Raw genomic sequence first — 12480 nt, 5'->3', positions numbered from 1 at the left:
GTTCACGTTCTGAGTACTCAGAACGTGAACAACCACCTGTTCGGCAGGGGTCGGTCGGCGGGATCGGTCGGCGGGATCGGTCGGCGGGGGGTGGGCGGCTACCTGGCGGCGATGGCGGCCGCGTAGAGGTCGCGCTTCGGCACCCCGGCGGCGGTCGCGACGTCGGCGACGGCGGCCTTGAGGCGCTCGCCCGCCTCGACGCGCGCGAGCACCTCGGGCACGAGGTCCTCGACGCTGGGGGCGGCGCCGGCCGGGGCTCCGCCGACGACGACGCAGATCTCGCCGCGCAGGCCGTCGCCGTCCGCCGCGCGGGCGTCGGCCTCGGCGACGACGTCCGCGAGGGCGCCGCGCAGCACCTCCTCGTAGGTCTTGGTGAGCTCGCGGCAGACGGCGGCCGGTCGGTCGGCGCCGAACGCGTCCGCCATCGCGTGCAGCGTCTCGGCGATCCGGTGGGGCGCCTCGAAGAAGACCATGGTGCGCGGCTCGGCCGCGAGCGCCCCCAGCCAGCGTGCCCGCTCCCCCGGCTTGCGCGGCACGAACCCCTCGAAGGTGAACCGGTCCGTCGGCAGCCCGGACAACGCGAGGGCGGTCAGCACGGCGGACGGCCCGGGGGCGGCGGTGACGCGGACGCCGCGCTCGACGGCACGGGCGACGACGCGGTAGCCCGGGTCGGACACCGCGGGCATGCCGGCGTCGGACACGACGAGCACGGTGCCGCCGTCCGCGACGACGTCGAGCAGCTCGTCGGCGCGCGCCGCCTCGTTGTGCTCGTGGTACGAGGTGACGCGCCCGCCCACGGTCACGCCCAGACGCTGCGCGAGGGCGTGGAGGCGTCGGGTGTCCTCGGCGGCGACGACGTCGGCCTCGGCGAGCAGGCGGCGCAGCCGCGGCGACGCGTCCTCGGCGTTCCCGATGGGCGTCGCCGCGAGCACGACCGTCCCGGCCTCGGCGTTCGGGGCGGGACGGGTGGCGGCGGCGGGCTCGGAGGTCATGGTGACCAGCGTCCCACGCCCCTACGATGACCCGGTGACCGCCCCCGACGCCGACGCCACAGCCACCGGCGATCCCGCGCCCGCGGGCACGCCGCCGGAGCGCGGTCGCCACCGCGCGGCCGACGACGACCCGTACGCCGTCCCGGCACGCACGTACCCGGCGGAGCGCTCCGCCGCCCACGTCGCGGAGCCGGCCTCCGACGGCCCGCCGCCGGCGTTCCCGGGCGCCCCGCTCACCGCGTTCGCGCCGGTGCCGGAGGAGGAGCCCGACGCGCGCTCCACCCAGGCGCGGCTGCTGGACCGACTGCTGGGCGCCCGGCGGGTGCGGCTCGACCTGCGTCGCCGCGACCGGTTCTGGGGCTGGTTCGGCACGATCGTCGTGACGTTGCTCGCGGCCGCGACGCGCCTGTGGCACCTCGGGCAGCCCCACCAGCTCGTGTTCGACGAGACCTACTACGTCAAGGACGCGTTCACGCTGGGGCGGCTGGGCTTCGAGGCGCAGTGGCCGGACGAGCCGAACCCGGCGTTCGAGGCCGGCGACGTCCTCACCTACCTCGACAAGGCGGCGTACGTCGTCCACCCGCCGGTCGGCAAGTGGATGATCTGGCTCGGCATGGAGGCGGGCGGGGGCGCGACCAGCTCGTTCGCGTGGCGCCTCGCGAGCGCCATCGTCGGCATCCTCGCCGTCTTCCTGCTGGTCCGGATCGCCCGCCGCCTCTTCGCGTCGTCGACGATGGGCGTCGCCGCAGGCCTGCTGCTCGCGATCGACGGCGAGGCGATCGTGCACTCGCGCACCGCCCTGCTCGACCAGTTCCTCATGCTGTGGGTGCTGGTGGCCTTCGGCTGTCTCGTCCTGGACCGCGAGCAGGCGCGACGGCGGCTCGCCGGGCGGGTCGCGGAGATCCTCGACGCCGGCGGCACCGTGGCCCGCTACGGCCCCCGGCTCGGCTTCCGCTGGTGGCGGCTGGCCGCGGGTGTCAGCCTCGGGCTCGCGTGCGGCACCAAGTGGTCCGGGCTGTGGTTCGTCGCGGTGTTCGGCATCCTCACCGTGCTGTGGGACCTGACGGCGCGGCGCGCCGCGGGCATCGGCCGCTGGTGGGAGGACTCGCTCGTCGTCGACGCGGTGCCCGCGTTCCTCACGATCGTCCCCACCGCGTTCGTCGTCTACCTCGCGTCGTGGTGGTCGTGGTTCACGCACGCCGGCTCGTACCTGCGGCAGTGGGCGGCCGAGCATCCGGGCGAGGGCATCACCTGGCTGCCGGACCCCTTGCGGAGCTTCGTGGAGTACCACCGGCAGATGTGGGACTTCCACACCCACCTCACGTCCGACCACCCGTACGCGTCGCACCCGCTGGGCTGGATCGTGCAGTGGCGTCCGACGTCGTTCTTCTGGGAGAAGCAGGCACCCGGCACGGGCACCTGTCCCTCCGACGCCGCGGACGCGTGCGCCCGCGCCGTCACCTCCCTCGGCAACCCGCTGCTGTGGCTCCTCGCCGCGTTCGCGATCGTCGCGACGATCTGGCTGGGCATCCGGTTCCGCGACTGGCGCGCCGTCGCCGTGCTCAGCGGCACCGCCGCGGGCTGGCTGCCCTGGTTCGCGTACGCGCCGCCGTTCGACGACCGGACGATCTTCACCTTCTACTCGATCGTCTTCACGCCCTGGGTGGTCCTCACGCTCGTCTACCCGATGGTCGTCGCGCTCGAACGCACCGAGGGGCGCCGCCGCGCCCGCGCGCAGGTCGTCGCCGCCATCATCGCCGTGCTGATCGTGATCCTCGCCGTGTCCGTCGTCTTCTACCCCCTGTGGACGGCCACGCAGGTGCCCTACCCCTACTGGCAGTCCGTCATGCGGCTGGAGTCCTGGATCTAGCGCGTCCCAGACGTCTTTCAGCAGGTCACGGGGGCGCCCGCCCGCCGCCCCGAGAACCCCACCACCGTGCCGTTGGGGTTTCCCCTAGCCCTGGCCCGACGCCCCCTGCGTGCCGCCGAACACTGGATCACGTTGCGACGGCGAGTCACCGCACGACGGAGCAGATCTCCAGCGGAGAGCACCCTCGCGAGATGCGCAACGCGACGGCACGAAGGGTGTAGCTGCACATGAACACGAAGACCAAGGGAATCCTGGCCGGGGTCGCCGGAGGCGCTCTGCTGCTCGGTGCGGGCGGGACGCTCGCCCTCTGGCACGACGACGCGGGCGTGCCCGGCGGCGTGATCCGCAGCGGCATGCTGAAGGTGAACGCCGAGGAGACCCGCTGGTTCGACGTCTCCCCCGACCGGCCCGACGCCGCGGACCTCTCGTCCCAGGTCGGCCACGGGCTGCAGTGGGACGTCACCTGGCTCGGCCAGGAGCAGACGGTCTGGAACGGCGTGTCGACCGAGTTCCGCACCCTCGACCCCGACGACACGGGCTACGGCACGGGGCAGGTCGTCGGCCACACCATCGACGACCTCGGCACCTGGCAGGCCGTCCCCGGCGACTTCGTCCTCGGCAAGACGCGCGTGACCGCCCACACCGAGGGCGACAACATGCAGGCGCAGCTGTCGCTCCACGGGAGCCCGGCCGGCGGCGAGCTCGCCCAGGGCCTCGGCCTGAAGTACTTCGTCACCGACGGGGACGGGAACGTCCTCGGCGAGGCCCAGGACGCGTCGCAGGTCGTGAACGTGCCGATCGACGGCCCCGGCGGCAAGGACCTCCAGGTGTTCATCCTGGCCAACTTCCCGCGCGAGATCCAGGGTCAGGACCTCACCAACACCCAGGCGGACCTGTCGAACCTCCAGGTCACCCTCGACCAGGTCCGGTGACCGAGCGCCTCGCGCTCCGACGCGCTCTCGGGTCGCACGACCACCGCCCCGAGAGCGCGTCCCCCGGACTCCACGCCCACCAGCAGTAGGAGGCTCTCCATGAGGTGCGCAGTCAGCCTCACCGCCGGAGCGCTCGCGGCCGCCCTTCTCCTCGGCGGGACGGGAACCACGGCCGCCGCCTGGCGGGCCGACGCACCCGTCGAGCACGGCGCGCTCTCCTCCGGCGTCCTCGACGTCGCGTTCGCGCCCGCCGGCCAGGCCACCCCCGACCCGGTGGTGCTCGAGCCCGGCGCGAAGGCCACGGTCGACTACGACCTCGGCACGTCGCTGCGCGGCGACAACCTCGACGCGCTGCTGAGGCTGTCGGCCCCCGCCTGGCAGGACGCCCAGCTCCTCGACGTGCTCGACATCTCCGTCGAGGTCGCGCTGGGTGGTGCGGCCGTGGCGGAGGGGACGCTCGACGGGGACGGGGCGTTCCGGTTCGCCGGGTCGCCCGACGTGCCCGTCGACCTCCCCCGGGACGCGGACGGTCAGCTCTCCGTGACGCTCGTCGTCACGATGGACGCGGCCGCCGGGAACACCTACCAGGGCCTTCGGCTCGACGACGGGGACCTCGTCGCGGACCTGTGGCAGGTCCGATCCGGCGCGACCGTCGACGAGAGCCGGTTGTGGCACGACACCGCCGCCGCCCCGGCACCGGCCGTCTCGAGCGGGACGGTGGAGGTCGAGGTCGACTCGACCCGCCAGGCCCCGGACGCCGCACCGCCGGAGGTGGCGGACGACGACGCCACGTCCACGACCGAGCCCACCACCGAGCCCACCACCGAGCCCACCACCGAGCCCACCACCGAGCCGACCACCGAGCCGACCACCGAGCCGACCACCGAGCCGTCGACCGAACCGTCGACCGAGCCGACCGAGGCACCGGAGACGGAGCCCACGGAGACGCCCGAAGCGCCGGAGACCGACACCGGCCCGGGCCGGGAGCCTGAGCCGGCGCCCGACGTCGACAGCGGGCCCGACAGCGGACCGGACGAGAACGGACCGGACGAGGGTGGGGACACGGCCGAGGACCCCGAGCCGGCGTGGGCCCAGGACCTGCGCGACCTCCTCGACGAGGAGGGCCTCGACGCGGCCGGCATCGACCTCGACGCGCTGCCCGCGGTGCTCGAGGAGTGGGCCGCCGACCAGGAGGTCCCGCTGGACGACCTGATCGCCTGGCTCGAGAAGGAGGCGTCATGACCGCCCGGACGGCACCCGTCGTCGCGGTCGACCTCTCGGCCGTCCCCTTCGACCAGGCTCGACCCGCGGATCCCGCCGTGCCCGCGGGGCCCGCCGCCCCGGCACGAGGCCTGCTCCGCACGGTCGCGTCGGCGGTGCTCGGCGTCGTCATGGTGGCCGCGCTCGCTCTCGCGGGGGCCGCGGTCGCCGTGCCCAAGCTCGTGGGCGCCACGCCGCTCACGGTGCTGACGGGCTCGATGGAGCCGGCGCTCTCGCCCGGTGACGTCGTCGTGGTGCGGCCGGTCGACCCGGCGGACGTCCGGGTGGGCGACGTCGTGACCTTCCAGCCCGTCTCCGGAGACCCGACGCTGGTGACCCACCGGGTCGCCGGGGTCACGTGGGGCACCGACGGGGCCGCGGGCTTCGTGACCCGCGGGGACGCCAACGGTGCGGACGACGACCCGATCGTCTCCGACCAGGTGCAGGGCCGGGTCATGTACTCGATCCCGTGGCTCGGGCACCTGACGAACGCGTCGTGGGGCCCCACCGCGGTGAAGATCGGCGCCGTCGCCCTGATCCTGTACGGGGTCGTCATGGTCGTGACGCCGGACCGCTCTCGACGCACCGACCGACACGAGGAGTCTTCGTGATGACCAGGACCCGCACCCAGGCCATGGGCCTCGCCACGCTGCTCGCCGCCGTCGGGCTCGTCGTCCCCGTGACGGGAGGTACCGCGGCCGCCGCCACGGCGACCACCAGCGCCGTCGCCCGCACGACGGACGCTCCGGCCGCGGCCGCCGTGGAGCACGACACCGACGGCACGCCCCTGGTCCGGCTGACCGGTTCCGGGACGCCGTCCGACGGCGTGCTCGTCGGGGGCTCCCTCCTCGGCGAGGTCGTCGTCGTCCCGGGCGACGCGGACCGCGCGACGCTCCGGGTCCGTAACGAGGGACCCACCGGCGGCACGCTCACCGCCAGCATCGTCAACGCGGCCGCCTTCCGGGACCACGGTGACGACAGCTGGGTGGACGACTCGTTCTACGACGACCTCCTCGTCAACGGGGTCCCCGCCTCGCGGCTCGAGGGCCGGCAGACGGTGATCCACGAGGCGCACCTGCCCCGGGGCGAGTCCGTCGACCTCTCCGTCTCCTACAACTTCCCGGTCGAGGCGACGAGCGGCAACCACGCCTTCGTGGGCCAGCGCGTCTTCTCGTTCGACGTCCTGCTCCGGATCGCCGGGGACACCCCGGACGACGACGCCACCCCGGGCCCCGGGGACCCCGGCGACGACACCGGACGCGACGACACCGGACGCGACGACACCGTGCGCGACGACACCGTGCGCGACGGCACGACCGTCGGTGACCGGGCGGTCGAGGGCACGGCCGTCGGCGGGCCGGACGCCCGGGGCACGACCGGCCTGGTCGCGCTCACGGGCGGGGCCGCCGACTCGGGCGAGCCGCCCTGGCTGCTGCTGGTGGGCGCCGCGCTGGTGCTCGTCGCGGCGGGCGCGCTCCGCGCGCTGCGCGGCCGCTCCCCCTCGTCCCCCTCGTCCCCCTCGAACGCCGGGGGTCGTGAGTGAGCCGCTGGGTGCGCGCCCTCCTGGGCACGGTCGTCGTGCTGGCTCTCGCCGGCGTGGCGGCCGTGTCCTGGCTGGAGCTGCGCGACGCCGGCTCGTGCGTCGCCGCCCAGCGCGACCTCGACGGCCGGTGCGTGCGGCTCGACGTCGCACCGGACGTCGCGGCGGCGGACCTGCGCCCGACCGGCGGCAGGTTCGAGGCGCCCGCCCAGGGGCTCGACGTCCCGCTCGTCACGATGTCCGCGTCGGGGGGCGTCGTCAACCCGCCGACCCTGACCGAGGCGTTCGAGGTCCGTGACCCCGACCGGGAGTCCCCGGCCGGCACCCGGCCCCGCGTCGTCGCCGTCCACGCGGTGCGCGACGGGAACGCGCCGGGCAACGCCTTCGTCGAGCCCGGCGGGCACGAGCCCGCCCTGCGGGTCGCCCGCGGGGACGTGCTGCGTGTCGACGGCACCCGCTACGTCGTCGAGGAGGCCGAGGTCGTGAGCAAGGCGCAGGCCGCGGCGTCCGACGAGATCTGGGGCCGCCTCCCCGACGGCGCCGCCCGCCTGGTCGTGCTCACCTGCTTGCAGCGCGAGGGGGCGGTCGGGCCCGCGCGGGACAACCTGGTGATCCACGCCGTCCGCGCCTGACCTGGGGAAACCTTCCGGTTGCCGGGAGCCACCCGTCTGCCAAGGATGAGGGGTGGTCCGAGACGCGGATCTTGCGGAGCGCCGCGCCTTTGCGCTGATCGCGATGGGCGGGGTCGCGCTGGTCGCTGCCGTCCCGGCCGTCGAGCTCGCGCTCTGGGGGATCGAGGGGATCGCCCCCATCAGCCGCGAAGGCTACCCGCTCATGGGGCGGGCCGAGCTGGCGTTCGTCATCCGCGTCGCCCTCCTCCTGGTCGCGGGGGTGACGGTCGCGAGCGCGCTCTCCGCCGCGCTGCTGGTGCGATTGAGCATCCTGCACTGGTCGCGCACCGCGAGGGTCGCCCTGGTCGTCGGCCTGAGCCTCGGGATCGGGATCGCCCGCACGGCGGCGGTGACCCTCGGCCTGCCGCGGGGCGCGTCGGCAGAGTTCCTGCTCATCGAGACCGCCCTGGCTGCGCTCGAGGCGTCCTTCGCCATCTCGATCGCGCTCTACTACGTCGGGACGCGACGGCGGATCAGGGAGGAGGAGCGGCGGCACCTGGAGCAGACGCAGCGCGCGACGCTCGCGCGGGTGGAGGCCGAGCAGGAGGAGCTGCGGGTGCGGCGCGAGATCTCCCGCCAGCTCCACGGCGGCCTGCAGCAACGTCTCGTCCTGGCGATCCGCGAGGTGGACGCCATCCACGACGAACTGGAGCAGAAGGGGCAGGAGGTCGCCGCACACTCGCTGGAGGCCGTGTCCGACCGGCTGGACGAGCTTCGCGAGTCGGAGGTGCGGGCCGTCGCCCACGCCCTGTACCCGCTGGCCGGGGACTTCGCCCTGTCCGCCGCCCTGCTGCTCCTCGCGGACCGCCTCCCGCCGTCGGTCACCATGGACGTCCGCTACGAGGGCGTGGCCGACGCGCTGCTCGCGGGGTACTCCCTGCCCCCGGCCGACCGGGTGATGCTCTTCTCCGTCGTCGAGGAGGGGGTCAACAACGCCATGCTGCACGGCCGCGCCCATCGCATCAGCGTGGTGATCAGCGGCGAGACCGACGACGACGGCCGGAGCACGGCACGCCTCACCGTCGACGACGACGGCACGGGGCTCCCCGACGCGCCCGAGCTCTCCGGTGTCGCGCGCCTGCGGGCGCGGGCCTGGGGCCGGGGTGGCGAGCTGACGCTCGGCCCGTCGCCCCTGGGCGGTGCCCGGCTCTCCGCCGTGCTGCCCGTGCAGAGCTCCGTCGCCGAGGCGGAGGGGCAGCGGTGAGGCCGGGCCGCCGTCCCGTGCGCGTCGCCGTCGTCGAGGACGAGGCGATGATGCGCGGCCTCGTCCTGGCCCTCCTGCAGGGCCACCCCGGGACGGAGGTCGTGGCCGACGCCGCGGGCCAGAGCGCAGCGCTCGAGGTCATCGTCCCCGGGGCGGCCGACGTCGCCGTGCTCGACATCGAGCTCGAGGACGGCAACGGCATCGCGCTGGGACGCACGCTGCAGGAACGCGACCCGGAGGTGCGGATCCTGATCGTCTCCAGCCACAACCTGCTCGCCCTCGTGCGCTCCATCAGCGCCGGCGCCCCGACGCCCTGGAGCTACCTGTCGAAGCGCTCGTCCGCGCAGCCCGGCCAGCTCATCCGGGCGATCTCGGCCGTGGCGAAGGGGCGCGTCGTGATCGACCCGGCGCTGGTCAGCCGCTCGGTGCCGCGGTCGGACACCCCCCTCGCTCGCCTGTCGGCCGCACAGTTCCGGGTGCTGCAGCTCGTGGCCGAGGGGCGCGGGAACGGCGCCGTCGCCCGCGAGCTGGAGATCACCCCGAAGGCGGTCGAGGCCCAGCTCACCGGGATCTACAAGCTGCTGGACCTCCCGGACGGCGCCAACACCCGCGTCGCCGCCGTGCTGGAGTTCCTCAACCAGTCGGTCCGGCCTGCGGCGTGACGGCGACGCCTCGGGAGGTCAGGCGGTCGGCCAGTCGACCTGCGGCGTCTGGTGGAAGGCCCAGCCGGTGGCGCGCCAGCCGGGAGCCTGGGCGGCGACGCGGCTGCGGAAGGCGTCCCAGTCCTTGCGCTCCGGCGCGGTCCAGGCGACCTCGGCGACGGCGCCCAGGCGCGGCAGCAGCATGGAGAAGAGCTCGTCGCGCGTCGTGATCGTCTCGGTCCAGACGGCGGCCTCGACGCCCTCGACGGCACCGGCGGGCAGGCCGTCGATGAGCGCGGTGGGCTCCCAGTCGTAGGAGTCGCGCAGCTCGACGTACCCGGCCCAGTGCAGGCCGAGCTCGTGCTCGGGGGTGTACTTCATGTCGAGGTAGGCGTGGTTGCCGGGCGACATGATGAACCGGGCGCCGGCAGCGGCGGCCGCGACGAAGCGGTCGAACTCCTCGCCCTTGGGCTCCCAGTACTGCAGCAGCGTCCCGGGCTCCACCGGGCCGCGGGCGCCCTCCTGCCAGAAGATCGGCGTCTTGCCGTGCTCGCGCACGATGCGCGCCGCGAGCTCCACGAACTTCGCGAACTCCTCGACCTCCATCGTGTGCACCTCGTCGCCGCCGACGTGCACCCAGTCACCGGCGGTCATCGCGGCGATGTCGCCGATGACGTCCCGCAGGAACGGCTCGGTGGCCGGGTTGTCGAACCACAGCCGGGAGAAGCCGACCTCGATGCCGTCGTAGGACTCGGTGGGCAGACCGTCCTTCGTCAGCGCCCCGTAGACCTGGGTCGCGGCGTTGATGTGCCCGGGCATGTCGAACTCGGGCACGATCGTGACGAACCGCGCCGCGGCGTACTCCTGGAGCTCGCGGTAGTCGTCCACGGTGAGGAACCCGGCGGTGCCGCCGCCCACCTGGTTGTCGGACGCCTTCTCCAGCTCGGGGCGCGACGGCGTCTCGATCCGCCAGCCCTGGTCGTCGGTGAGGTGCAGGTGCAGCACCCGCAGCTTGAACGCCGCGACCAGGTCGACGACGGCGCGGATGTCCGCGGGGGCGAACCAGTGCCGCACGACGTCGAACGACAGGCCGCGCCAGCGGTACCGGGGCGCGTCGTGCACGACGACGGCGGACACCTGGTGGGCGCCGTCAGGCGCGGAGGTGACGAGCTGGCGCAGCGTGCGCGCGGCGTGCAGCAGCCCCACGGGCTCCGGCGCGGTCGCCTCGACGCCGGCCGTCGTGACCCGCAGCGTGTAGCGCTCGGGGTTGTCGGAGCCCTCCGGCCCGGCGGCGTCGTCGAGCCGCAGCACCACCGGGGTCGCGTCCGCGGCGGTCGGGGCGACGCGGACGCCCACGGCCGCGAGCTGCTCGGCGGCGAGCGCCGCGAGGGCGTCGTCGGGCGCGACGACGTGCGCCGCGCCCAGGGCGAGCGACGGCGCGCCCTGCTCCTCGACGACGGTGGGCCACGGGATCAGGGGCAGCACGGCGATCAGTCTCCAGACGCGGGTCGGTGACGACGCCGACGGGCGGCGCACGGTCGAATCGTTACGTTAGCGATCCTGCCGAATAGGGGGAAGCCGTGTCAACGACACCGCCCCCGCTCCCGGGCCGCGCGCGGCCGTCGCTCAGTAGGTGGCGATCACGACCGGCGCCGGGTCAGCCGGCACGACCGAGCCGAGCACCCCCGCCGCCGGGCCCGACCAGCCCACGTGGACGCCGTCGGGCACGCCGGCGCTCACCTGGTTCCACACCCACTCCCCCGTGGTGACACCGCCGGTGCGGTCGGCGACGACCGCCACCTCCACCTGCGGCAGCGAGCGCAGGAGCGCACGGTCGGGGATCGACTCCGGGAGCGTCTGGTGCACGACCAGGAGGGCCGGCGGCAGGGCCTCGCGCGTCACGAGGTCGGCCAGGTACGCCTCGACGTCGGCCACCTCGTCGGCGCTCATCACGTGGGACGTCGTCGTCACGCCGTCGCCGACCCGCGACTCGGGGTCCAGGGCCACGCCCACGCCGGGGTCGCGCAGCAGCGGCTCGGCTGCCCGCACCTGGTCGACGACCGGCCCCGGGCCAGCCCCGACGTCGAGCAGCACGTAGACCCCCGCGTCACGGGCGGCGGAGACCAGCGGCTGCAGGGCGTCCAGGTCCTCCTGGGTGACCCAGTCGCCGTCCTCGCCCGCCCCGCCCGACGTCGCGCTCGCGGTGAGCACGAGCGTCGGCACGACCGGCGCGTCCTGGGTGTCGGACCCGTCGGACCCGTCGACGTCCTCGGACGGCTCGTACGCCGCGGCGGCGGCCTGCGCCCGTGCCACCGCCGTCGCCGGGTCCTCCCACACGGTCGCGTCGACCGTGACGTACCGCGCGGGGAGCAGGTGCTGGCTGCCCGTGGGCAGCAGGGCGGCCCGCTCCGCCGCCGCGACGCGCCACGCGAAGGTCGTGGCGTCGCCGAAGCCCGGGCCCACCCCGACGACGGTGAGCGCCTGCGCCCGGTCGACGGTCTGGACGGCGTGGGCCGTGCCGAGGTCTCCCCCGGGGACGGCGGTCGTCACGGCCCCGGCGGCACGGAGGGACGCGATCGCCGCTTCCTGACCCTTGACCGGGTCGACGAGCGCCAGCACCTCCCGCAGCAGCCCCGTCCCCGCCGGGCTGGGGCTCCCGGTGCCGCCGGCCGCCGGCGGGGACGACGTCACGTCGCCGCTCCCGAGCATCGAGTCGAGCTGACCGGCGAGGTCCTCGAGGTCGTCGGCCTCGAGCGTCGGGCCGGCGCCGGCCTTCCCCGCGACCACGTCGGGGGCGACGACGAGGGTCTGCACGCCCGCCGCGTCGGCGGCCTGGCGCGACGCCTCGTCGTCGTGGTCCGTCGTCGCGCCGTCCTCGCCGCCGTGCACCTCGTCGCCCGTGACGATCACGGCGACGCGCGCGCCGAGCCGCCCCAGCTCGTCCGTCACGCCGGAGCCGGACCCGTCCACCAGCAGCGCGGGGGCGTGCACGGCGACGGCCGTGGCCGCGAGCGCCGGGCGCGCGGACGCGTCGTCCGCGTCCGCGAGGACCACGATCTCGGAGCGCGCGTAGACCGTCTGGCTGGTGGTCAGCGCCAGCTCGACGGGGTCCTCGGAGTCGAGCAGCACCGTGTGCGACGACAGGTCCCGGACCGCGACGGACGGGGCCGCCGCCGGGGAGGTGGCCGCCTCGTCGGGCGGGGAGGCCGTGCAGCCGGTGAGCGCCAGTGCACCGGTCAGGACGACGGCGGGCAGGACGAATCGGACGTTCCGGAGGGGCACTCCCTCATCTTTGCGCATCCCGCGGCCGGGGTCGACGTCCTCCCGGACGGTATGCCAGATCTCCGGCGTGTCGCCTCGTGAGCCGTCC

At 74.9% G+C, this 12480-nt stretch carries 11 protein-coding genes; 8 read left to right on the top strand and 3 right to left on the bottom strand.

Going from position 1 to position 12480, the window contains the following annotated elements:
- Positions 1-98 precede the first annotated feature (98 nt).
- On the bottom strand, positions 99-992 hold the full coding sequence (rsmI, locus tag ACFT55_RS05895; protein WP_380242525.1) for a 16S rRNA (cytidine(1402)-2'-O)-methyltransferase: 894 nt from the start codon (positions 990-992) through the stop codon (positions 99-101).
- Positions 993-1026: 34 nt separating this feature from the next.
- On the opposite strand from rsmI, the gene ACFT55_RS05890 reads away from it, so the two are divergent.
- The 8 genes from ACFT55_RS05890 (at position 1027) to ACFT55_RS05855 (ending at position 9131) form a co-directional block, all read left to right on the top strand.
- Complete coding sequence (locus ACFT55_RS05890; protein ID WP_380242523.1) at positions 1027-2862, top strand: dolichyl-phosphate-mannose--protein mannosyltransferase; 1836 nt, start codon at positions 1027-1029, stop codon at positions 2860-2862.
- A gap of 227 nt (positions 2863-3089) precedes the next feature.
- Positions 3090-3794: a SipW-dependent-type signal peptide-containing protein gene (locus tag ACFT55_RS05885; protein ID WP_380242521.1), complete on the top strand. Its 705-nt coding sequence runs from the start codon at positions 3090-3092 to the stop codon at positions 3792-3794.
- Between the two features lie 99 nt (positions 3795-3893).
- On the top strand, positions 3894-5036 hold the full coding sequence (locus ACFT55_RS05880; RefSeq protein ID WP_380242519.1) for a hypothetical protein: 1143 nt from the start codon (positions 3894-3896) through the stop codon (positions 5034-5036).
- On the top strand, positions 5033-5665 hold the full coding sequence (locus ACFT55_RS05875) for a signal peptidase I (RefSeq protein ID WP_380242517.1): 633 nt from the start codon (positions 5033-5035) through the stop codon (positions 5663-5665). The genes ACFT55_RS05880 and ACFT55_RS05875 overlap by 4 nt, the downstream gene beginning before the upstream one ends.
- On the top strand, positions 5665-6597 hold the full coding sequence (locus ACFT55_RS05870) for a hypothetical protein (protein WP_380242515.1): 933 nt from the start codon (positions 5665-5667) through the stop codon (positions 6595-6597). Before ACFT55_RS05875 ends, ACFT55_RS05870 begins: the two co-directional genes overlap by 1 nt.
- On the top strand, positions 6594-7226 hold the full coding sequence (locus tag ACFT55_RS05865) for a hypothetical protein (RefSeq protein ID WP_380242513.1): 633 nt from the start codon (positions 6594-6596) through the stop codon (positions 7224-7226). Before ACFT55_RS05870 ends, ACFT55_RS05865 begins: the two co-directional genes overlap by 4 nt.
- A 52-nt stretch (positions 7227-7278) precedes the next feature.
- Entirely contained in the window at positions 7279-8469 is a 1191-nt protein-coding gene (locus ACFT55_RS05860) for a sensor histidine kinase (RefSeq protein WP_380242510.1), read from the top strand.
- Positions 8466-9131 (top strand): response regulator, encoded by a 666-nt coding sequence (locus ACFT55_RS05855; protein WP_380242508.1) that lies wholly within the window; start codon positions 8466-8468, stop codon positions 9129-9131. The genes ACFT55_RS05860 and ACFT55_RS05855 overlap by 4 nt, the downstream gene beginning before the upstream one ends.
- Positions 9132-9149: 18 nt before the next feature.
- Here ACFT55_RS05855 and ACFT55_RS05850 read toward each other — a convergent pair whose 3' ends face one another.
- Positions 9150-10595, bottom strand: a complete 1446-nt coding sequence (locus tag ACFT55_RS05850; RefSeq protein WP_380242506.1) for a family 20 glycosylhydrolase — start codon at positions 10593-10595, stop codon at positions 9150-9152.
- 141 nt (positions 10596-10736) lie between these two features.
- Positions 10737-12392, bottom strand: coding sequence for a hypothetical protein (locus ACFT55_RS05845; protein ID WP_380242503.1), 1656 nt, complete (start codon positions 12390-12392; stop codon positions 10737-10739).
- Between the last annotated feature and the right edge of the window lie 88 nt (positions 12393-12480).

The organism is Isoptericola sp. NPDC057191, from assembly GCF_042670225.1.
Lineage (GTDB): Bacteria > Actinomycetota > Actinomycetes > Actinomycetales > Cellulomonadaceae > Isoptericola.
The sequence above is the reverse complement of the archived record's forward strand: the minus strand, read 5'-3'. Positions and strand labels throughout refer to the sequence as shown.